At 52.7% G+C, this 20,975-nt stretch carries 20 protein-coding genes; 16 read left to right on the top strand and 4 right to left on the bottom strand.

Features of this window, described 5'->3' with window-relative positions; translation table 11 throughout:
* The first annotated feature begins 52 nt into the window (after nucleotides 1-52).
* Nucleotides 53-886 (top strand): formyltetrahydrofolate deformylase, encoded by an 834-nt coding sequence (gene purU / locus WKR14_RS14450; RefSeq protein WP_101055400.1) that lies wholly within the window; start codon nucleotides 53-55, stop codon nucleotides 884-886.
* A gap of 25 nt (nucleotides 887-911) precedes the next feature.
* Here purU and WKR14_RS14445 read toward each other — a convergent pair whose 3' ends face one another.
* The 4 genes from WKR14_RS14445 to map form a co-directional block, all read right to left on the bottom strand.
* Nucleotides 912-1,277 (bottom strand): DUF3718 domain-containing protein, encoded by a 366-nt coding sequence (locus tag WKR14_RS14445; protein WP_101055398.1) that lies wholly within the window; start codon nucleotides 1,275-1,277, stop codon nucleotides 912-914.
* A 256-nt stretch (nucleotides 1,278-1,533) separates the two neighbouring features.
* A complete protein-coding gene (dapD, locus tag WKR14_RS14440; RefSeq protein WP_101055396.1) occupies nucleotides 1,534-2,358 on the bottom strand; it encodes a 2,3,4,5-tetrahydropyridine-2,6-dicarboxylate N-succinyltransferase in 825 nt (274 codons plus the stop codon).
* A 17-nt stretch (nucleotides 2,359-2,375) separates the two neighbouring features.
* The gene (glnD, locus tag WKR14_RS14435) at nucleotides 2,376-4,955 is read right to left on the bottom strand and encodes a bifunctional uridylyltransferase/uridylyl-removing protein GlnD (protein ID WP_224866204.1); all 2,580 of its coding nucleotides are present in this window, start codon (nucleotides 4,953-4,955) and stop codon (nucleotides 2,376-2,378) included.
* A 20-nt stretch (nucleotides 4,956-4,975) separates the two neighbouring features.
* A complete protein-coding gene (gene map / locus WKR14_RS14430) occupies nucleotides 4,976-5,779 on the bottom strand; it encodes a type I methionyl aminopeptidase (protein WP_101055392.1) in 804 nt (267 codons plus the stop codon).
* A gap of 416 nt (nucleotides 5,780-6,195) precedes the next feature.
* Here map and rpsB point away from each other — a divergent pair, with 416 nt between their 5' ends.
* From rpsB to rnhB, 15 genes are all read left to right on the top strand, one after another.
* A complete protein-coding gene (gene rpsB / locus WKR14_RS14425; RefSeq protein WP_025010979.1) occupies nucleotides 6,196-6,924 on the top strand; it encodes a 30S ribosomal protein S2 in 729 nt (242 codons plus the stop codon).
* Between the two features lie 132 nt (nucleotides 6,925-7,056).
* Nucleotides 7,057-7,908, top strand: coding sequence for a translation elongation factor Ts (tsf, locus tag WKR14_RS14420; RefSeq protein WP_028779851.1), 852 nt, complete (start codon nucleotides 7,057-7,059; stop codon nucleotides 7,906-7,908).
* 69 nt (nucleotides 7,909-7,977) lie between these two features.
* Complete coding sequence (pyrH, locus tag WKR14_RS14415) at nucleotides 7,978-8,709, top strand: UMP kinase (protein ID WP_039034774.1); 732 nt, start codon at nucleotides 7,978-7,980, stop codon at nucleotides 8,707-8,709.
* Between the two features lie 28 nt (nucleotides 8,710-8,737).
* Nucleotides 8,738-9,295 (top strand): ribosome recycling factor, encoded by a 558-nt coding sequence (frr, locus tag WKR14_RS14410; RefSeq protein ID WP_101055390.1) that lies wholly within the window; start codon nucleotides 8,738-8,740, stop codon nucleotides 9,293-9,295.
* Nucleotides 9,296-9,379: 84 nt separating this feature from the next.
* A complete protein-coding gene (gene uppS, locus WKR14_RS14405; RefSeq protein ID WP_339086612.1) occupies nucleotides 9,380-10,207 on the top strand; it encodes a polyprenyl diphosphate synthase in 828 nt (275 codons plus the stop codon).
* 20 nt (nucleotides 10,208-10,227) lie between these two features.
* Nucleotides 10,228-11,085 (top strand): phosphatidate cytidylyltransferase, encoded by an 858-nt coding sequence (locus WKR14_RS14400; RefSeq protein WP_039034777.1) that lies wholly within the window; start codon nucleotides 10,228-10,230, stop codon nucleotides 11,083-11,085.
* 4 nt (nucleotides 11,086-11,089) lie between these two features.
* Complete coding sequence (gene ispC / locus WKR14_RS14395; protein WP_286997767.1) at nucleotides 11,090-12,280, top strand: 1-deoxy-D-xylulose-5-phosphate reductoisomerase; 1,191 nt, start codon at nucleotides 11,090-11,092, stop codon at nucleotides 12,278-12,280.
* A gap of 15 nt (nucleotides 12,281-12,295) precedes the next feature.
* Complete coding sequence (rseP, locus tag WKR14_RS14390; protein WP_165565384.1) at nucleotides 12,296-13,678, top strand: sigma E protease regulator RseP; 1,383 nt, start codon at nucleotides 12,296-12,298, stop codon at nucleotides 13,676-13,678.
* Nucleotides 13,679-13,709: 31 nt separating this feature from the next.
* Nucleotides 13,710-16,193, top strand: a complete 2,484-nt coding sequence (gene bamA, locus WKR14_RS14385; RefSeq protein WP_101055382.1) for an outer membrane protein assembly factor BamA — start codon at nucleotides 13,710-13,712, stop codon at nucleotides 16,191-16,193.
* 58 nt (nucleotides 16,194-16,251) lie between these two features.
* Complete coding sequence (locus WKR14_RS14380) at nucleotides 16,252-16,749, top strand: OmpH family outer membrane protein (protein ID WP_101055470.1); 498 nt, start codon at nucleotides 16,252-16,254, stop codon at nucleotides 16,747-16,749.
* 4 nt (nucleotides 16,750-16,753) lie between these two features.
* Entirely contained in the window at nucleotides 16,754-17,779 is a 1,026-nt protein-coding gene (gene lpxD / locus WKR14_RS14375) for a UDP-3-O-(3-hydroxymyristoyl)glucosamine N-acyltransferase (protein ID WP_165565383.1), read from the top strand.
* 37 nt (nucleotides 17,780-17,816) lie between these two features.
* The gene (gene fabZ, locus WKR14_RS14370; protein ID WP_025010987.1) at nucleotides 17,817-18,278 is read left to right on the top strand and encodes a 3-hydroxyacyl-ACP dehydratase FabZ; all 462 of its coding nucleotides are present in this window, start codon (nucleotides 17,817-17,819) and stop codon (nucleotides 18,276-18,278) included.
* Nucleotides 18,275-19,045: an acyl-ACP--UDP-N-acetylglucosamine O-acyltransferase gene (gene lpxA, locus WKR14_RS14365; protein ID WP_039034782.1), complete on the top strand. Its 771-nt coding sequence runs from the start codon at nucleotides 18,275-18,277 to the stop codon at nucleotides 19,043-19,045. Before fabZ ends, lpxA begins: the two co-directional genes overlap by 4 nt.
* Before the next feature lie 14 nt (nucleotides 19,046-19,059).
* Nucleotides 19,060-20,220: a lipid-A-disaccharide synthase gene (gene lpxB, locus WKR14_RS14360; RefSeq protein WP_335922797.1), complete on the top strand. Its 1,161-nt coding sequence runs from the start codon at nucleotides 19,060-19,062 to the stop codon at nucleotides 20,218-20,220.
* Nucleotides 20,217-20,837 carry a ribonuclease HII gene (rnhB, locus tag WKR14_RS14355; RefSeq protein ID WP_165565381.1) on the top strand — a complete coding sequence of 207 codons (621 nt, stop codon included), beginning with the start codon at nucleotides 20,217-20,219 and terminating at the stop codon, nucleotides 20,835-20,837. Before lpxB ends, rnhB begins: the two co-directional genes overlap by 4 nt.
* The last annotated feature ends 138 nt before the right edge of the window (nucleotides 20,838-20,975 follow it).

Genomic DNA, 20,975 nt, shown 5'->3' with positions numbered 1-20,975 from the left:
CAGCGGCGAGACTGTGGCATATTCAAACTTTGATACTGCGACAGGAACCGATATGCCACGCAAAATACTGATGATTGATTGTGCCGATGAATATGGGCTTATCGCCAGAGTGACTGGAGTGTGCTTTCAGCACAGACTGAACATCATCAAGAACAACGAGTTTGTCGATAATCAACAGGGGCGCTTTTTCATGCGAACCGAACTTGAAGGCGAGTTCGATGAAACTAAGCTGCTAAAGGAGTTGGCCGAGGTACTGCCCAAGCAAAACCATATGAAACTGGTGGATGCCGGACGCAAGCGCATAGTGGTGCTGGCGACCAAGGAGGCCCATTGCCTCGGTGATCTCTTGATGAAAACCTACTATGGTGCCCTCGATGTGGAAATCGCCGCCATAGTGGCCAACTACGACACACTGGCACCGCTGGCGGCTAAGTTTGAGGTGCCTTTTCATCACGTCAGCCATCAGGGGCTGGATCGCAGCGCCCACGAGCGTGCCATGTTGGAAATTATTGCCGGCTACCAGCCTGAGTACCTGGTACTGGCCAAATATATGCGAGTACTCACCCCAGAGTTTGTCGAGCAGTATCCCAATAAGATAATCAATATTCATCACTCCTTTCTGCCGGCCTTTATCGGCGCCAATCCCTATCGTCAGGCGTGGGAGCGCGGGGTGAAAATTATTGGTGCCACGGCACACTTTGTGAATAACTGTTTGGATGAGGGACCTATCATCAAGCAGGATGTGATCCCTGTGGATCACAGTTACAGCGCGGCAGATATGGCCAAAGCCGGCCGAGATGTGGAAAAAAGTGTTCTCAGCCGGGCTCTGGCGCTGGTACTCAACGAACAGGTCGTGGTGTACGGCAACAAGACCTTGGTATTTTAACCCGAGTATTTGGGGCTCAGTAGATTCAGCGGAAACTCACGTAGAGTTTTTCCTCCTCTGGGATCATAGCCATATCGGAAATGGTCACTTTGCCGGGCAGGAAGCGGCCAATCTTTTTGGCGGTGCGATCGGCGCCATGACTCATGGCAAATTGATGCAGTGACTCACCATTGCATACCAGTCGAGGGAACACTCGCTGTTCATTGATCCGGTACTCACGCAGGGTGGTGGAAAATTCTATCATGCTGTTGCTGGCACTGGACTTACAGACCTGGATCAACGCCTGCTCAATATAAGGATCCATTGCAGCCTGGGCACTGAGAGAGCCAAAGCTCAGGCCGGCCACAGCCAGTAATACGGCGCCGGTGCGGGTACGTTGGCAAATGTTCATGGCTTGCTCCTTTTCGGGATGCTTCAAGTACCACTTAAGTACAGTCGCAGCAGCGGCATTTTCCAGTGATTGAATAGAGGCTTTCTGTCAGCAGTTGTTGCTGTTTGGGCAGGGCGTGTCCCAAGGTGTGGAAGTTTGTCTCTTGGTAAGTAAATGTGTCTGCCTGTGCCCTTATGGGCAGAGCAGACAGACACATAGATGGGATACTGACCTAATAAAGCGTTTATTGCTCGAGGTTAGCTCCCGAGGGCAAGGGTCAGTCGACCATCCGCAGCAGTTCGTTGATACCCACTTTACCACGGGTCTTTTCGTCTACTTTCTTGACTATGATGGCGGCGTAAAGGTTGTACTTGCCGCAACTGGATGGCAGGGTGCCTGACACCACCACAGAACCTGCTGGAACCCGGCCATAGTGAATTTCACCGGTTTCGCGGTCATAGATGCGAGTGCTCTGGCCGATATAGACCCCCATGGAGATCACTGAGCCTGCCTCGACTACTACGCCTTCAACTATTTCAGAGCGGGCACCGATAAAGCAGTTGTCTTCAATAATGGTCGGGCCGGCCTGCAGTGGCTCAAGTACGCCACCGATGCCGACACCGCCGGAGAGGTGCACGTTCTTGCCAATTTGTGCGCAGGAGCCAACCGTGGCCCAGGTGTCGACCATGGTGCCTTCATCTACATAGGCGCCCAGGTTAACGTAAGAGGGCATAAGCACAGTGTTTTTACCGATGAAAGAGCCTTTACGTACTGCAGCAGGTGGCACGACACGTATGGCTTCGGCGCGAAAACGCGCTTCATCATAGGCGGCAAACTTTTGTGGTACTTTGTCGAAATACTTGGTTTCGGCCCCGTCGATTACGCCATTGTCGAAGATGCGGAAAGACAGCAAAACGGCTTTCTTGAGCCATTGGTGCACATGCCATTGGCCGTCCAGTTTCTCGGCCACTCGGGCCTCGCCTCTGTCCAGCATGTCAATCACTCGTTCCACGTCGGCACGCAGCTCGGCGTCAACTGTGGTTGGGCTTATCTGTGCGCGAGCTTCAAAAGCCGCCTCAATACGTTGGCGTAAAGCCTCCATTGGTTTCTCCCGTTTACTTAGGTTGTTGGGGTCCCGAATTGGGACAGGGCACTGATCAGTGACTCTTTCAGCCTGTGTTGCTGGGCTTCATCCAGTGCCAGTCCCTGATTGGTTTGTAGAATAAAAAAGTCCTCGGCGCGCTCGCCTATCGTGGTGATCTTGGCCGCCAGAAGGGTGACATCACAGCGATAGAAGGTTTCACCTATCTTGGCCAGCAGACCCGGGCTATCCAAGGCTATCAGTTCCATCATACTTGTACCATGGCGGCGGGTCGGCAGAAAACTGACCTGAGTCGGAACTTTAAAAGGTTTCATCTTGCGCGACAACTTGCGAAAGCGCGGGAGCTTGGGTTGTTCGCCACTGAGCGCCTTGCCAAGGGCCTTGCGTATGCTTTGTATCCGCGATAGCTGACTGACAGCTTTGCCGTCCTGCTCGAGGATCACAAAGGTATCCAGAGCGTAATTGTCCTTGGATGTCATAATGTTGGCATCATGAACATTGATATTCTTGTTGTCCAGCACCGCCATCACAGTGGCAAACAGCTTGGGTTTGTCCTGGCAGTAGACAAACAGCTCGGTGCCGCCACGGGTGGTGTGTTTGGATACCATCACCAGAGGTTCATCCTGCTTGTGCTTGAGAATGGCTTCGGCGTGCCAGGCGATTTGATTGGGTTGATGACGCAAAAAGTAATCGGCCTTGAATCTCTGCCATAACAGATCCAGCGCTTTTTCCTTGAAGCCGCGCCGCAGCAACTCTTTCTTGGCCTTGGCTTGATGCTCCCGCACCCGAGCACGAATATCCACAGGTTTTTCTTTGCCGCGGGCAAGCACCCTCTGAGTGGCAAAATAGAGATCCCTCAGCAGAGAGCCCTTCCAGTTGTTCCAGGTTTTTTCATTGGTGGCACAGATATCGGCTACCGTCAGGCAGTAGAGGTAACTCAGGTGCACCGCATCGCGAACTTTATCGGCAAAGTCGGCGACCACTTCCGGATCGGAAATATCCCGCCGCTGGGCGACAATCGACATCAACAGATGATTCTCCACCAACCAGCTGACTAAGCGGCCGTCGTGGTCGTTGAGGCCGTGCAGTTTGCAAAATTCCAGCGCATCGACGGCTCCGAGCTTACTGTGATCGCCGCCGCGCCCCTTGGCGATGTCGTGGAAAATGGCCGCCAATACCAGAAGCCCCTTTTTTGGCAACTGATTGATCAGTACCGAGCCGAGTGGGAATTCCTCTTTCTGTTCTGCCTGGGCAAATTTGTCGATATTGAGCAGCAGCCTGTGGGTGTGTTCATCCACAGTGTAGGCGTGGAAGAGGTCGAACTGCATCTGGCCCTCAATGGCGCGCCAAGCAGGTAAATAAGCCGACATCACCCCGTGTTTGTGCATCAGCGACAGAGCGGCAATACCGCGAGGATGGCGGAGAATTTCCATAAATACCCTGCGGCAGCCCTCCCGGGCCATCAGAGGTTGTGGCTGGGCCCGTCTGGCTCTTCTCAGTGCCCTCAGGGTTGGGGCGTAAATCCCCTGAATGTTGGAATTGCGGGCCACATGCAAAAACAGCCTGACGATTTCTTCCGGATCGTCAAACAGCGCCAAGTCCAGCGCCTCGATAAAGCGGCCGCGACGCTGATAGAGTTCATCTATAGGCTGGATTTCCAGCGCTTGGGTATGTCCCAAGGTGGCGCGTTTGAACAGTTGCAGCAGCATCTCGTTGAGCTCCATCACCCGCCGCACTGTGCGGTAATAGTGCTTCATCATCTGCTCGACAGCCAGTTGGGTAGCGTCTTCGTAACCCATGAGGCCGGCTACTTGGCGTTGCAAGTCAAACAGTAAACGGTTTTCGTCGCGGCCCGATGCCAGGTGCAGGGCAAACCTCAGCTCCCAGAGGAAGTGCTGACACTCCAGCAGCTCTTCGAGTTCGGCCTGCTCCAGAAAACCGTGCCCGACCAACTCTTCGAGTTTGGCGGCATCGAAGTGGCGCATGGCGACCCAGGCTATGGTTTGAATATCCCTGAGGCCACCGGGGCAGGTCTTGATATTGGGCTCGAGGTCGAAGGCGTTGGCCCTGGCGTGGCGGGCGCGCTGTTCATCGCGCTTGGCGCTGAAAAACTCGTTCGATGGCCAGAATTGGTGCTCGCGAATCGCGTCATAGAGAGTATCAAACAGGATTTCCGGGCCGGTAAGCAACCTGGCTTCCAATAGGTTGGTGGCTATTGTGATGTCCTGGCGACCCTGCTGCAGGGTTTCTTTCAGGGTTCTGACACTATGGCCTATTTCAAGACCAGCGTCCCAGAGAAAGGCGATATAGGCGCTGAGCCTGCTCTCGGCTGCCGGGTCCAGGTTGTCATCCACCAGAAACAGCAGATCTATGTCTGAATAGGGGTGCAGCTCGCCGCGGCCATAGCCGCCAACGGCGATAAGGGCGATGGGATAAGCATCTAACCCTTCGACCTGCCATTGTTCAATCAGCTGCTTATCGACAAAGCGACAGCGGCTGGTAACCAGTTCGACTATCTTTTCTCGCGAGGTAAACCTGTCAAACAGGGCCTGATTTTGCTCACAAAGTGCCGTTTTGGCTGCCAGCGCTGTGCTCATTCTATTCCTTGGGTGACGCCTTATTTGGCGTGATTGATGATCCTCGGGAAATCTTCCTCGGCGCGCAGCGTCAGAACTTCTACGCCGGTCTGGGTGATCAACAGAGTATGTTCCCACTGAGCTGAATTTTTACCATCTGAGGTAGTGACAGTCCAGCCGTCATCCTTGTTCAATACAGAAGTATGGCGACCGGCGTTGATCATCGGCTCAATGGTAAAGCACATGCCGGGGCGCAGTATGGTCTTGTCGTTGTTTTTGTAGTGCACTACCTGTGGTTCTTCGTGGAAGCCGGCACCTATGCCGTGACCGCAGTAATCCTGCACGATTGAATACTTGTCCAGGCCTGACTTGCTGGCCTTGATAAACTTCTCAACCGTGGTGCCAATTTCGCCCAGCTGCATGCCGGGGCGAACTTTACGAATGGCGGCGTAGAGACTTTCTTGGGCGATGCGGCACAGGCGGCGATCTTTCGGGCTGACATCGCCAATAAGGAACATTTTGGAAGTGTCGCCGTGATAGCCATCCTTGATGACAGTGATGTCGATATTGAGAATATCGCCGTCCTTGAGCACGCGATCGCTGGGAATACCGTGGCAGATCACTTCATTGATAGAGGTGCAGATGGACTTGGGAAAACCGTGGTAGTTGAGTGGCGCAGAGATGGCGCCTTGTTCTTCGGTGTATTTGGCGCAGATATCATTGAGTTCGTTGGTACTGACCCCGACCTTGACGTGTGGGGCTATCATTTCCAACACATTGGCGGCCAGCTTGCCGGCGGCGCGCATTTTCTCAATTTCTTCTGCTGTCTTGATGACTATACTCATGGGGCTTTCTCTTAATAACGAGTGCCTTGGCCAAGGCCAATTCACCTTGTTTGTGAAACGGTAAAATAACGCTGCTGACGCGGCTTTGAACTGAGTTTAAGGCCGACATGAGAGCGGTAAAAAGTTTGTGTTTGCCGGCGATTTATGGTATAAAGCGCGCCGTTATGTTTGACTCTAAGTGACTTTGAGTTGACGACTCTATGAGTTCGAATTAGCTTCAAGTCGGGCTGCCTTTGATGGGGAAACCCATTTTGTCGGCAGGTCAGAGTAAAGATGGCGGCCATTATACATGGCATTTAACTCAAATACTAAATCACACACGTATCGACACATTCTTCGGGGTGCCCGCGGCTTGGCCAAAGGGTCGAAGACATGGGATGCGTGGAGGTCTAACCCCTTAAATTAAGGTATAGAAAATGACTACAGTTTCAATGCGCGATATGCTCCAGGCCGGTGTACACTTCGGTCACCAAACCCGTTACTGGAACCCTAAGATGAAGCCTTTCATCTTCGGCGCCCGCAACGGTGTACACATCATCAACCTCGAGCACACTGTGCCAATGTTCAATGAAGCTCTGGCTTTCATCAGCAACATTGCTTCCAAGAAAGGTAAAATCCTGTTCGTAGGCACCAAGCGCGCTGCCAGTGAAGCCATTAAAGAAGCTGCCGTATCTTGCGAGCAGTTCTACGTGGACAAGCGCTGGCTCGGCGGTATGCTGACCAACTGGAAAACCGTTCGTCAGTCAATCAAGCGCCTGAAAGATCTGGAAACCCAGTCTGTTGACGGTACTTTCGACAAGCTGACCAAGAAAGAAGCGCTGATGCGTACCCGTGAGCTGGAAAAGCTTGAGAAGTCTCTGGGTGGTATCAAGAACATGGGCGGTCTGCCAGACGCCATTTTCGTTATCGGTGCCGACCATGAACACATCGCTATCAAAGAAGCCAACAACCTGGGTATCCCAGTTGTTGCCGTAGTAGATACCAACTCTGCTCCAGATGGCGTTGACTACATCATTCCTGGTAACGACGACGCTATGCGTGCAATCCGTTTGTATGCTGAGTCTGTAGCTGCTGCTGCCAAAGCTGGCCGTGGTCAGGACCTGGCTGTTCAAGCTGAAGAAGACGGTTTCATCGAAGCTGAATAATAAGGTGCGATGCTAGTACATCACCCTTATTAACCAAGAGATATGATTGGTTAACAGGGGCCATATGGCCCCTGTTTTATACCTACTTATCAACAGGTTAAATTTGTCGAATTATCAATTGAGGATTTAACAATGGCAATTACTGCTGCCCTGGTTAAAGAACTGCGCGACCGTACTGGCGCAGGCATGATGGATTGTAAAAAAGCCCTGACCGAAACTAACGGTGATATCGAAGCTGCAATCGATAACATGCGTAAGAGCGGCGCGGCTAAAGCGGCCAAGAAAGCCGGTAACATCGCTGCCGAAGGTACTATCCTGATCAAAAACGGTGCTGGTTACACTGCTCTGGTTGAAGTTAACTGCCAGACTGACTTCGTAGCCAAAGACTCCAACTTCCTGGCTTTCGCCAATGAAGTTCTGGACGCTGCCGCTGCTGCCAAAGTGACTGTTGAAGATCTGAAAGCCCAGTTCGAAGAAGCACGTGTTGCCCTGGTTGCCAAGATCGGTGAAAACATCAACGTTCGTCGCGTTGAGTACATCGACGGTGACAAGATGGCTTTCTACCGTCACGGCGATCGCATCGGTGTTGTTGTTACCGGTGAAGCCGATGAAGAAACGCTGAAGCACATTGCAATGCACGTTGCTGCCTCCAAGCCTGAGTACGTTAACCCAGAAGACGTTCCAGCTGAAGTGGTTGAGAAAGAGCGTTCCGTTCAAGTTGAAATCGCTATGAACGAAGGCAAGCCTCAGGAAATCGCTGAGAAGATGGTTGCCGGCCGCATGAAGAAGTTCACCGGTGAGGTTTCTCTGACTGGTCAGCCATTCATCATGGAGCCAAAGAAAACTGTTGGCGAAGTTCTGAAAGAGAAAGGCGCCACTGTGACTAACTTCATCCGCTTGGAAGTGGGTGAAGGTATCGAGAAGAAAGAAGAAGATTTTGCTTCTGAAGTAGCTGCCCAAATCGCTGCTTCCAAGAAGGCTTAATCGCCAATTCTTAACCCTCCCAAGACCGCAGCAGCCGCTGCGGTCTTGTTATGACCAGGACAGAAAAAGATGAGCACCAACCCAAAACCTGCATTTCGACGTATTCTGCTGAAACTGAGTGGCGAAGCCCTGATGGGCGAAGAAGGCTTCGGTATCGATCCCAAGGTACTGGATCGTATGGCCCAGGAGATTAAGGAGCTGGTTGAGCTCGGCATTCAGGTTGGCGTGGTCATCGGTGGCGGAAACCTGTTCCGTGGTGAAGGGCTGGCCAAGGCCGGTATGAACCGCGTGGTGGGCGATCACATGGGTATGCTGGCGACAGTGATGAATGGTCTGGCAATGCGTGATGCGCTGCACCGTGCCTATGTTAATGCCCGTCTGATGTCTGCTATTCCGCTCAATGGTGTGTGCGATAGATACAACTGGGCCGAAGCTATCAGCTTGCTTAAGTCCGGGCGCGTGGTGATTTTTGCTGCCGGTACCGGTAACCCATTCTGTACCACAGACTCTGCTGCTTGCCTGAGAGGGATTGAAATTGAAGCAGAAGTCGTGCTAAAAGGCACTAAAGTTGACGGCGTATATTCAGATGACCCTATGAAGAATCCTGAAGCCGTCAAATACGATGAACTGAGTTACAATGAAGTTCTGGATAAAGAATTGAAAGTCATGGATCTGGCTGCTTTCACCATGGCCCGTGACCACGACATGCCTATATTGGTCTTCAATATGAACAAACCAGGTGCGCTGCGCCGGGTTATCATGGGTGAAGAAGCCGAAGGCACGCTGATCAAAACGAAATAACCGACTGATTGCAAAAAGGACATTTAACGTGATTGATGCGATTAAAGAAGATGCACAGGTTCGTATGGACAAGTGTGTGGAAGCCACCAAGGCACAAATGGCCAAGGTGCGTACCGGCCGTGCTCACCCCGCACTGCTGGATTCTATCCAGGTGTCTTACTACGGCACCATGACCCCGCTCAAGCAGGTGGGTAATATTTCAGTTGAAGACAGCCGCACTCTGGCGGTTAACGTGTTCGACCGTAGCATGATCCAGGCAGTAGAAAAGGCGATCATGAGCTCAGATTTGGGCCTGAACCCTATGTCTGCCGGTGCCACTATCCGTATCCCGCTGCCGGCCCTGACCGAAGAGCGCCGCCGTGATCTGGTTAAAGTGGTTCGCGCCGAAGCGGAAAACGGTCGTATTGCCGTGCGTAACGTTCGGCGTGATGCCAACTCTGCGGTGAAAAACCTGGAGAAGGATAAAGAGTGTACCGAGGATGATGTACGCCGTAGCGAAGAGGAAGTGCAGAAGATAACTGACGCACATATCAAGAAGATAGACGAGCTGTTGGCCGCGAAAGAAGCGGAATTGATGGAAGTCTGATATTGACTCGCTAAACTAGAGTTGATGCGCCGTGTAGGGGTATACTACGCGGCGTTTGTCTATTTATAAGGGTTGTTTATTCAGATGTCATCCAATATGGAAGCCGATCCTACGACTCCAACCAGCACAGGTGACTGCCAGACTTCAGAGTGCTTACCTGAGCAGCTTTCAGAGCTGGTAAAACAGTCTATCCCGCAGCATGTGGCTATCATTATGGATGGTAACGGCCGTTGGGCTCAGGCCCAGGGTAAAGCCAGGGTTTTTGGGCATAAGGCCGGAGTCAAAGCCGTGCGCCGGGCCGTGAGTACAGCAAGGCAGCTCGGGGTACGTTCATTGACCCTGTTCGCGTTTTCCAGTGAAAACTGGCGTCGTCCGGACCAGGAAGTCAGCCTGTTGATGGAACTGTTCTTTACCGTACTGCGCCGGGAAATCAAGCTACTGCACCAAAATGGTGTCCGGTTGAATATTATTGGGGATACCAGTCGTTTTTCCGAGAGACTGCAAAAGCAGATCCGTGCAGCCGAAGAGAAAACCGCTGCCAACTCAGAGCTGACCCTTAATGTCGCCGCTAATTATGGTGGCCGCTGGGACATAATGCAGGCCGCCCGCAAACTGGCAGAAAAAGTCGAATCCGGTGAAATGACCAGCAGTCAGTTCAGTGAAGAGGCCTTGGCAGAACATTTGTGCATGCAAAATCAACATGAAGTTGATTTAATGATCCGTACGGGCGGGGATTACCGCATCAGTAATTTTATTCTCTGGCAGGCGGCCTATGCCGAGTTGGTCTTTACCGACACCCTTTGGCCGGATTTTGATGAGCAGGCATTTCGCCAGGCTGTGGCGACTTTTGCCAGCCGCCAGCGTCGTTTCGGTCTGACCGGAAGTCAGATAGAAGAAATACGCAGCGAATAACATCTTACGAGGGACATTTTTTGCTAAAACAACGAATAATAACAGCAATTTGGTTAATCCCACTGGTTATGGGAGCCATTTTTTTGCTCCCGGCGAGTTATTTTTCATGGGCCCTGGTGGCGGTATTCTTGATTGCGGCAAAAGAGTGGGGCCGCATTATCGACAGCCGTTGTGAGGTCACTCAATGGAGTTTTACCGCCACTCTGGCGATAGTCTTGGTGGCGATTAACCTACTGGTGCCGACCGATGCCGTCTGGTCCAGAGGTCAGTTACACCCCATCATGCTGGCCATCATTCTTATTGGTGCCTGTTGGTGGCTGTTCTCTCTGGTGCTGGTGATCTCCTATCCCCGCAGCGCCAAACTCTGGCAGGGCAGCCCCATGCTCAAGTCCATGTTCGGCCAGTTGACCCTGCTACCTTGTTTCGCTTCCCTGATCGCCCTCAAAGCGCTTAGCAGTCCTGCTGACCCTTATTTTGGCGGTATCCTGGTGTTCTTGGTGATGCTGACGGTATGGGCCGCTGATTCGGGCGCCTACTTTGCCGGTAAAGCGCTGGGGCGGATTAAGCTTATGCCCAATGTCAGCCCGGCCAAGACCCTGGAAGGTTTACTGGGCGGCCTGCTGACCACCATGGTGGTGGTGGCCGGAGTTTGCTATTTCTCCCCCGAGCAGGAGCTTGGATTGCTGATAGCAGTGACTCTATTTACCGCTCTGGCCTCGGCGCTCGGCGATCTGTCCGAGAGCATGTTCAAGCGCGCCGCTAAAATTAAAGACTCGGGCACCATATTGCCCGGCCACGGTGGTGTGCTGGATCGCATCGACAGCCTGACCGCAGCCTTGCCCGTATTTACCCTTATCTATATTGCATTCTGGATGTAGTGCTATGCAAAACATGGTGATTTTAGGAGCGACTGGCTCAATTGGTGCCAGTACCCTCAGTGTGATCCAACATAACCCGGCGGCATATAAGGTTTATGCGCTGGTGGCCAATACCAATGTCGACAAGATGGCCGAGTTGTGTGCGATCCACCGACCTGAAATTGCCCATATGGTTGACCCCAATGCTGCCAAGTTATTGGCTGGGCGTTTGGGGGCCGACTCTGCTACCCGCGTCAGTAGCGGTGAGTCAGAACTACTTGAGCTGGTGGCTCACAGCCGGGTCGATACCGTGATGGCTGCCATAGTCGGTGCCGCCGGCATGTTGCCAACGCTGGCGGCAGTCAAGGCCGGCAAGCGGGTGCTGCTGGCCAACAAAGAGGCACTGGTGATGTCCGGGCGCTTATTTATGGAAGCCACCCGTCAGTCGGGCGCGACTCTGCTGCCGGTAGACAGTGAGCATAACGCTATTTTCCAATGTTTGCCGGAAGCCGTGCAGCAACAGCTGGGCTATTGCGATCTTCAAGGTGCAGGTATTTCATCGATTTTGCTCACCGGCTCAGGTGGGCCATTCTTGAGCGCTGAGCTTGCCAGTCTGGCGAGTGTGACACCGGCCCAGGCCATCAAGCATCCGAATTGGTCCATGGGGCCTAAAATTTCTGTCGATTCGGCGACTATGATGAATAAGGGACTTGAGTATGTGGAGGCGCGCTGGTTGTTCAACGCCAGTGCCGAGCAGCTTAAGGTGGTTATCCACCCCCAGAGTGTGATTCATTCCATGGTGCAGTATCAGGATGGCAGCGTGTTGGCACAGCTCGGTAATCCGGATATGCGTACCCCGATAGCTCATTGCATGGCCTATCCGGAGAGAATTGTCTCAGGGGTTGAACCTTTGGACTTTTTCAAAGTCGGACAATTGAGCTTCTGTGAGCCGGATTTTGCCCGTTATCCTTGCCTTGAGTTGGCAATGACTGCCAGTGTCGCGGGGCAGGAGGCGACCACAGTCATCAATGCGGCCAATGAAATGGCTGTTGCCAGCTTCCTTAAAGGGGAAATTGGCTTTACCGATATCGCCCGGGTCAATGAAGCCTGCTTGGCCCGTGTGCCGCAATCGCCTTTAAATTCCATAGCGGATATTCTGGCATTGGACGGCCAAAGTCGTCAGTATGCCAAGGAAGCTATCGCCGTATGCAAGTGAGGAAAATAAGGTCTGATGTTTGATTTTTTATGGAACCTGGGCGCTTTTATCGTCGCCTTGGGGATACTGATCACCGCCCATGAATATGGCCACTTTTGGGTAGCCAGGCGCTGTGGTGTCAAGGTAGAGCGTTTCTCCATCGGCTTTGGTAAGGCAATTTGGCGTCGCTTCGGTAAAGATGGCACCGAATATGTGATTGCCATGATCCCGCTGGGTGGCTATGTCAAAATGCTCGACGAGCGGGTTGAGGATGTGCCCGAAGAGCTTAAAGATCAGGCCTTTAATCGCAAGAGTGTCTGGGCGCGTATCGCAATAGTCGCTGCCGGGCCGATAGCCAACTTTATCTTTGCCATTTTCGCGCTCTATATTATGTATCTTATCGGCGTGCCTTCACTCAAGCCGGTGATCAGCGATGTCAGACCCGGCTCGCCAGCGGCCGTGATGCAGATAGATGGCCCTCAGCAGATAGTGGCGGTTTCCGGGCAAAAGGTACGCAACTGGGAAGAAGTGAATCTGGCGCTGGTCGGTCATATCGGCGATGACAGCATGAGCTTGACCCTGAGGCCGCTCGACCAGATATCTCAGCCTGACGATGGTCTTGAGCCTTCCGGGCGCACCTATCAGTTGGATATTCGCAACTGGCGTTTCGATCCGGAAAAAGAATCCCCCTTCAGTACGCTGGGGCTGGATATCTTCCGCCCGGATGTGATCCCTGAAGTGGAGACGGTTACCGAAGGCGGTGCGGCCGCCAAGGCCGGAGTTAAGGCCGGTGATATTCTGGTGGCCGTCAATGGTGAGGTATACAGCGACTGGCAAACCTTTGTCGGACAAATTAAAGTATCAGCCGGTAAGCCGTTGCAACTGACGGTTAAGCGCAGTGGGGAGCAACAGACCTTCACTCTGATCCCGGACAGCCGCAAGGGTGCCAATGGCGAAATGGAAGGTGTCATCGGCCTGGCGCCCAAAGCCCCCAAGTGGCCGGACAATATGTTGCTGGATTTGCAGTATGGCCCACTTGAGTCCATTTCGGTGGCGGCAGATAAAACATGGCAACTTGTGGTCGTCAGCTTTAAGATGATCGCCAAGTTGTTTACCGGTGATGTTTCGGTTAAAAATTTGAGTGGCCCCATCTCCATTGCACAGGGGGCCGGTAACAGCGCCAACATAGGGTTGGTATATTTTCTCGGGTTCCTCGCCCTGATAAGCGTAAACCTCGGCATTATTAACCTCTTGCCGTTGCCAGTGCTGGACGGGGGACACTTGATGTATTACTTGGTGGAAGTAATAACAGGTAAGCCTGTATCCGAACGGGTACAGGAAATTGGATTCAGATTTGGGGCGGCGTTGCTGCTGATGTTGATGAGTATTGCCCTTTTCAATGATTTTGCCCGACTCTGAGCAAGGACAGACAAATAATTAGAAGTGCGCTATGCGATTGAATAAACTTTTTGCCTCGATGTTATTAGTCGGCGCGTCGTTTTCAGGGAATGGTTGGGCAGAGTCTTTCCAACCTTTTGAAGTGACCGACATCCAAGTTGAAGGTTTGCAACGAGTGGCACTCGGTGCGGCCTTGCTGAGTTTGCCTGTCAAAGTGGGTGACACAGTCGACCAACTCAAGTTGCAACAGGCGATAAAGAGCCTGTATGCCTCCAGTAACTTTGAAAATGTTCAGGTGTCCCGCGATGGTGGGGTGCTGATAGTGTCGGTACGTGAAAGACCGACCATCAGTGCCGTGACCTTCGACGGTAACAAGGACATCAAAGACGAACAACTGCAGGAAAGCCTGGATGGTAGTGGTGTGAAGGTGGGCGAAGCCCTCGACCGCACCATGCTCTCGGGTATCGAGAAGGGCCTGCAGGACTTCTATTACGGCGTAGGTAAGTACGGCGCCAAGGTAGAGGCTCAGGTGATCAACCTGCCTCGTAACCGGGTGGAACTTAAGTTTAAGTTTACCGAAGGTCTGGCGGCCGAAATCCGTCAGATCAACATAGTGGGGAATGAGCGTTTCAGCGATGCCGACCTTATCGGTATGCTGGAGCTCAAAGACTATGTGGCTTGGTGGGATCTGTTCGGCGAGCGCCGTTATCAGAAACAAAAGCTGCAGGCCGACCTCGAAACTATCAAGACCCACTACCACAATAATGGTTATATTCGTTTCAAGGTGACCTCGACTCAGGTGGCTATGACGCCGGATCGTAAGGGCCTCTACATCACCATTAACGTCGATGAAGGCGAGCAGTATAAGGTTAAGGAAGTCAACCTGACTGGTGAACTCATGGGCCGCGAAGAGCTGCTCAAGGGAATCTTGCCTATCAAGGCCGGTGAGCAATACAACGGCGCCGATGTGACCTTTACCGAAGAGATGTACAGTAAGTATCTGGGCCGCTTCGGTTACGCCTATCCAGAGGTGAAGACTTTCCCTGAGATCGATGATGAAACCAAGGAAGTCACCCTGAATGTTAACGTTAAGCCCGGTAAGCGTGTTTATGTCCGCTCTATCAACTTCACAGGTAACACAGTAACCAAAGATGAAGTGATGCGCCGCGAGCTGAGACAGATGGAAGGGGCCTGGTTGAACTCGGCATTGGTCGAGCAATCCAAGGCGCGTCTCAACCGTCTGGGTTACTTTGAAACTGTCGATACTGAAACCGTGCAGGTGCCGGGCACAGACGACCTGGTAGATGTGGCTTTCAAGGTGAAAGAGCAGCCATCAGGCTCCTTTAACGCTGGTATAGGTTATGGTACTGAGTCCGGCATGAGTCTGCAGTTTGGGGTTCAGCAGTCCAACTTCCTCGGTACGGGCAACCAGGCCGGGATTAACCTGAATACCAACAAGTACTCCAAGAACGTCAACCTGTCGTATACCGATCCTTATTTCACCAAAGATGGGGTCAGCCTGGGTGGCAGCATCTACTGGAACGAGTTCGATGCTAACGAGGCCAACCTCGAACGCTATAAGAATAGCTCCTATGGTGTTGCACTCAATAGTGGCTTCCCCATTAACGAGTACAACAGGCTCAACGGCGGTATAGGCTATCGTCATAACACCATTTCTGAGATTTCCAGTTATGAGCAGGCGATTCGCTTCTATAACATTTACCGTGACAACGAGGATCCCAACTCTGACTTGAGCTTCGATAACTTCGAACTTAGCCTAGGTTGGTATCGCAGCACCCTTAACCGCGGAACCTTCCCAACCGACGGTTCATCCCAGCGTTTGAGTGGTAAGATCACGGTTCCAGGTTCAGATCTGCAGTACTTCAAGACTGACTTTGACACCAACTTCTACTGGCCGCTGACCCGTAGCCATAAGTTTGTGCTCTTGACCCGTGCCCGTCTGGGTTACGGTAATGGCTACGGTGGTTTCAATGACAACGACCAGATCCTGCCGTTCTGGGAAAACTACTACTCAGGTGGCTCCAGCTCACTGCGTGGCTTCAAGTCCAACTCTGTGGGGCCCAGAGCCTTCTATCTGTATCGTGGTAGCGAGCCTTGTGGACCCAATCCGGATGGTGAAGGCTGTAGCTTGCCGGGCGATCCCAACCAAGTTTACATCAGCTCAGGTCGTTCTATCGGTGGTAACGCCATCGCTACGGCCAGTATGGAGCTGATTGTGCCGACTCCTTTCCTGGATGAGGCCTATAGCAACTCAGTACGTACCAGTTTCTTTATTGATGCGGGTAACGTCTGGGATACGGAGTTTGATTATGACTCCTATCGTTTCTTGCCGGCGGATGAGTTTTCCAAGTTGGCCGACTACAGTGATCCGAGCCGTATCCGTGCTTCCTGGGGCCTTAGCCTACAATGGCTGTCGCCCATGGGACCCATGGTGTTCAGCCTGGCCTGGCCTGTTAAGGAATACGACGATGACGAGACCGAGATCTTCTCGTTCAATATTGGCAAAACTTTCTAAATTACATAAACTCGGCAAGCATTGCTGAAGAAAAACAAGGAGTCTGACTTTGAAAAAAATGGTAAACGGCGCACTGATGACGCTGATGTTGATGGGGGCTCCTCTGGCCGCCCAAGCTGAGAAACTGGCGGTTGTCGATATGGGCGCTGTGTTTGAACAACTGCCACAACGTGAGCAGATCAGCAACGCACTCAAGACTGAGTTCGGTGATCGTATGGCCGAAGTTCAGAAATTGCAGGAAGACCTCCGTGGTTTGCTGGAAAAGCAGCAGCGTGATGCCGCGCTGATGAGCGAAGCGCAAAAGACCGAACTGGTTCGTAAAATGGAATCTCTGAAGGCTGACTATCAGCTCAAAGGTAAGGCGCTGGATGAAGATCTGCGTCGTCGTCAGGGCGAAGAGCAAAACAAACTGCTGGTAAAGGTGCAGAAGGCTATTAACACCATAGCTGAAAAAGAGAAGTACGACATGGTACTGCAACGCGGCGCTGTGGTTTATGTTAAGCCAGCTGCTGACATCAGTTCCAAAGTGGTTGAAGCCTTAAGCAAAGGCAACTAAATCGATGAAGTTTTTTTCGTTGAAAGAGCTTGGCCAGCTACTAGGGGCTGAAGTTCGCGGGGATGACAGTGTGACTGTCTCCTCGGTGGCGACACTTGAAAAGGCGCGGCCGGATCAGATCACCTTTCTGGCCAACACCAAATATCGTAGCCAGCTGGAGCAGACTCAGGCCGGTGCGGTATTGATCTCGCCTAAAGAGTTGGACGGTTTTGCCGGTAACGCCTTGGTACTCAATGACCCTTATGTCGGCTTTGCCAGAGTTGCACAGTTGCTGGACAGCACGCCGGCCGCGGCAGAGGATATCCATCCCTCGGCGCAAATTCATCCCAGTGCCAAATTGGGAGAGGGCGTTGCTATTGGCGCCAATGCGGTCATCGGCGCCAACAGTATTTTGGGCGAAAATGTCCAGATAGGTGCCGGTACTGTGGTTGGTCAGGATGTCATCATAGGCTCAGGCAGTCGTCTGTGGGCCAATGTCACCGTTTATCACGATGTGCATATGGGGCAAAACTGTATCGTTCACTCGGGGGCGATTATCGGCTCCGATGGTTTCGGTTATGCCAACGAACGCGGTCAGTGGATCAAAATCCCTCAGACCGGCGGCGTGCGCATAGGTGACAGAGTGGAAATCGGTGCAGGTACCACCATAGATCGCGGCGCGATCGATCATACTGAAATTCATGATGGCGTGATCCTCGATAACCAGGTGCAAGTGGCTCATAACGATATTATTGGAGCCAACACTGCGATTGCCGGCTGCACTGTGCTGGCAGGCAGCGTGACTATAGGTAAACATTGTATCATTGGTGGCAATTGCGCGATTTCCGGTCATCTGAGCATTACCGATGGGGTGCATGTCACTGGCAGCACCAACATTACTAACGATGTTCGTGAACCTGGGGTATACTCCTCCGCCACTGTGGCCATGCCCAACAGGCTGTGGCGTAAAAATACGGTTCGCTTCCGTCAATTGGACGAGCTGTTCCAGCGGGTCAAGACCCTGGAAAAAACCGTTAAACCCCAAGATTAATACCGCTGTGTGTTAAGCGGCATGAGGAAACGAGTTCGTGTCTAATCAATTAAATACAATGGATATCAAAGAGATTTTGGCTTACCTGCCACACAGGTATCCATTTTTGTTGATCGATAGAGTACTGGATTTTACTCCGGGTGAAACTCTGCATGCGATCAAGAACGTCACCATCAATGAGCCTTTCTTTCAGGGGCATTTCCCTGTTCAGCCGGTTATGCCTGGCGTGCTCATTCTGGAAGCCATGGCGCAGGCCACCGGCTTGTTGGCGTTCAAGACCATGAGCGACAAGCCGTCTCCGGACGTGTTGTATTATTTTGCCGGTATCGACAATGCTCGTTTCAAACGGGTTGTTGAGCCAGGTGATCAGCTGCACTTTGAAGTGAAGATGATCAAGGAACGCCGCGGGATTGGCGTTTTCTACGGCGAGGCCAAAGTGGATGGTGAGCTGGTGTGTTCAGCAGAAATCATGTGTGCCCGCAGAGAGATTAGCAAGTGATAGATAAATTAGCTTTCGTTCACCCCGACGCCAAGATAGGTAAGAATGTTACTATCGGTCCCTGGAGTTATATAGGACCGGATGTGGAGATCGGCGATGATTGCTGGATTAGTTCCCATGTGGTTATCAAGGGACCCAGCATCATTGGCAAGGGCAACCGGATTTTTCAGTTTGCCTCAGTTGGTGAAGATTGCCAGGACAAGAAATATGCCGGTGAACCTACCCGGCTTATCATGGGTGATAACAATATCATCCGTGAATCTGTCACCATTCACCGTGGCACAGTGCAGGACAACAGCGAGACCCGTATCGGCTCCAACAACCTGTTTATGGCCTATGTACATATCGCTCATGACTGCGTGGTGGGCGACAATGTGATCATGGCCAACAACGCCTCTATTGCCGGTCATTGCCATGTGGGTGACTGGGCTATTCTCGGCGGTATGACAGGAGTGCACCAGTTTGTGCACATTGGTGCCCATGCCTTTACTGCAGGTTGTTCTTTGGTGCTGCAGGATGTGCCTCCTTTCGTGATGGCCTCTGGCCAGGCGGCCATTCCCCGAGGTCTGAATATGGAAGGCATGAAGCGCCGCGGTTTTTCCAAAGAGACCCAGCAAGCGCTGCGCCGGGCTTACAAGACCCTGTACCGCAGCAGCCTGACTCTGGAAGAGGCAGTCGCAGCTATGGCTGAAGACGCCGCAAAAGAGCCACAGGTACAAGCATTTGTTGATTTTGTGACCTCCTCTAATCGAGGAATTATTCGCTGACACAGTGAGAACGAATGACACAAAATAGAAAGTTAGTCTTTGCAATGGTCGCCGGAGAAATCTCCGGCGATATTTTAGGTGCCGGCCTGATGAAAGCATTGCAACAGCGCTATCCGGACGCCCGTTTTATCGGTATAGGTGGCCCTCGCATGGAGGCGCTCGGATTCGAGTCGCTGTTTGCCATGGAAGAGTTGGCCGTGATGGGAATTGCCGAGGTGCTTTCCCGTCTACCGAGATTGTTGAAGATACGCTCGAGTCTGGTCAAACAGATAACCGCGCTGCAGCCGGATTGCTTTATCGGCATAGATGCCCCGGACTTCAATATCGGCCTGGAGCTCAAGCTCAAGGCGCGTGGGATCAAGACGGTGCATTATGTCAGTCCGTCGGTTTGGGCCTGGCGCCCTAAGCGGATCTTCAAAATCGCCCGCGCTACCAACATGGTGTTGTCACTGCTGCCGTTTGAAAAAGCCTTCTACGACAAGCATCAGGTGCCTTGCACCTTTGTCGGCCACACTCTCGCCGATGAGATCCCGATGGAGAATGACAAGCGTCATGCCAGAGAAGCGCTCGGCTTGAAAGTCGAGGCTGAATATTTGGCCATCCTGCCGGGTTCTCGTGGTGGCGAGTTGAAGATGTTGGCCCAGCCCTTTGTGGAGGCGGCCAGGCTGCTGAAACAGCGCTATCCGGATCTCAAGTTTATTACCCCCTTGGTGAATGAAAAACGCCGCCAGCAGTTTCTTGCCGCGCTGGAAACCTATGCGCCGGATCTGGAAATTCATATGACGGAAGGGCGCTCGCGGGAAGTGATGGCCGCCAGCGATGCCATCTTGCTGGCATCGGGCACCGCCACGCTGGAAGCCATGTTGGTCAAGCGCCCTATGGTGGTCGGCTATCGGGTCAGCCCTATCACTTACCGTATTGCCAAGCGGATGATGCAGATAAACCACTTCTCTTTGCCCAATTTGTTGGCCGGAAGAGAGTTGGTGGCAGAGCTTATCCAAGATGATTGCACTGCCGAGCGGATAGCCGAAGAGGTGGGCAAATTGCTGGATAAAGATAACCGGCCGCTGCTGGCCGAGTTTACTAAGCTGCACAGCCTGCTGGCCTGCAACGCCAGTGAAAAGGCGGCCCAGGCGGTTGTGGCCTTGCTCGATAAAAAAGCCGAGGAAAGATGACAGTCTATAAGCAACTCTCGGAGGCCGAAGCGCAGCTGTTGTGCCAGGGGCTGGTCGCCGGGGTAGATGAAGTGGGGCGTGGCCCCTTGGTCGGCGATGTGGTCACCGCAGCGGTGATCCTGGATCCCGCCAATCCAATTAGCGGCCTTAATGATTCCAAGAAGCTCAGCGAAAGGAAACGCGATGCCCTCTATGAAGAGATCCTGGCCAAGGCGCTGGCGGTCTCAGTCGGTCGAGCCAGCCCGGCGGAAATCGATGAGCTCAACATACTGCATGCCACCATGTTGGCGATGCAGCGCGCAGTGGCGGGCTTGAGTGTGCGTCCCGAGAAAGTCTTGGTAGATGGTAATCGAACCCCGGATTTTGGCCTGCCTTCAGCCGCAGTGGTTAAGGGCGATGGCTTGATTCCGGCCATCAGCGCCGCCTCTATCATAGCCAAGGTCACCCGCGACCGGGAGATGGCCGAGCTTGACTTCCGCCACCCTGAGTATGGTTTTGCCGCCCATAAGGGTTATCCCACCAAGGCGCATTTCGAAGCCTTGAGTCAACACGGTGTCTTGCCTGAACACAGGCGCAGCTTCCGGCCGGTACGCGAATGGCTGGAGCAGCATTCATAAGCCGTTCTGAAATCTAAAGATGTAATCAAAAGGGCAGCAGCGGCTGCCCTGTCAGGTTTTGCTGCTGCATCTTTTCGTTGGGATACAGGTGAAAGCGAATCTGAGCCGAGAGTCATTTCTCGGTTAATTGGCGCTTCT

Source organism: Shewanella chilikensis (assembly GCF_037953065.1).
GTDB classification, from domain to species: domain Bacteria; phylum Pseudomonadota; class Gammaproteobacteria; order Enterobacterales; family Shewanellaceae; genus Shewanella; species Shewanella chilikensis.
Note: the sequence above shows the minus strand (reverse complement) of the source record. Positions and strands in the feature narration are given on the sequence as shown.

Bases quoted from the DNA above. Each gene is read 5' to 3' on its own strand.
- purU (WP_101055400.1), top strand. From the start codon at position 53: ATGCCACGCAAAATACTGATGATTGATTGTGCCGATGAATATGGGCTT.
- WKR14_RS14445 (WP_101055398.1), bottom strand. From the start codon at position 1,277: ATGAACATTTGCCAACGTACCCGCACCGGCGCCGTATTACTGGCTGTG.
- dapD (WP_101055396.1), bottom strand. From the start codon at position 2,358: ATGGAGGCTTTACGCCAACGTATTGAGGCGGCTTTTGAAGCTCGCGCA.
- glnD (WP_224866204.1), bottom strand. From the start codon at position 4,955: ATGAGCACAGCGCTGGCAGCCAAAACGGCACTTTGTGAGCAAAATCAG.
- map (WP_101055392.1), bottom strand. From the start codon at position 5,779: ATGAGTATAGTCATCAAGACAGCAGAAGAAATTGAGAAAATGCGCGCC.
- rpsB (WP_025010979.1), top strand. From the start codon at position 6,196: ATGACTACAGTTTCAATGCGCGATATGCTCCAGGCCGGTGTACACTTC.
- tsf (WP_028779851.1), top strand. From the start codon at position 7,057: ATGGCAATTACTGCTGCCCTGGTTAAAGAACTGCGCGACCGTACTGGC.
- pyrH (WP_039034774.1), top strand. From the start codon at position 7,978: ATGAGCACCAACCCAAAACCTGCATTTCGACGTATTCTGCTGAAACTG.
- uppS (WP_339086612.1), top strand. From the start codon at position 9,380: ATGTCATCCAATATGGAAGCCGATCCTACGACTCCAACCAGCACAGGT.
- ispC (WP_286997767.1), top strand. From the start codon at position 11,090: ATGCAAAACATGGTGATTTTAGGAGCGACTGGCTCAATTGGTGCCAGT.
- rseP (WP_165565384.1), top strand. From the start codon at position 12,296: ATGTTTGATTTTTTATGGAACCTGGGCGCTTTTATCGTCGCCTTGGGG.
- bamA (WP_101055382.1), top strand. From the start codon at position 13,710: ATGCGATTGAATAAACTTTTTGCCTCGATGTTATTAGTCGGCGCGTCG.
- WKR14_RS14380 (WP_101055470.1), top strand. From the start codon at position 16,252: ATGGTAAACGGCGCACTGATGACGCTGATGTTGATGGGGGCTCCTCTG.
- lpxD (WP_165565383.1), top strand. From the start codon at position 16,754: ATGAAGTTTTTTTCGTTGAAAGAGCTTGGCCAGCTACTAGGGGCTGAA.
- lpxB (WP_335922797.1), top strand. From the start codon at position 19,060: ATGACACAAAATAGAAAGTTAGTCTTTGCAATGGTCGCCGGAGAAATC.
- rnhB (WP_165565381.1), top strand. From the start codon at position 20,217: ATGACAGTCTATAAGCAACTCTCGGAGGCCGAAGCGCAGCTGTTGTGC.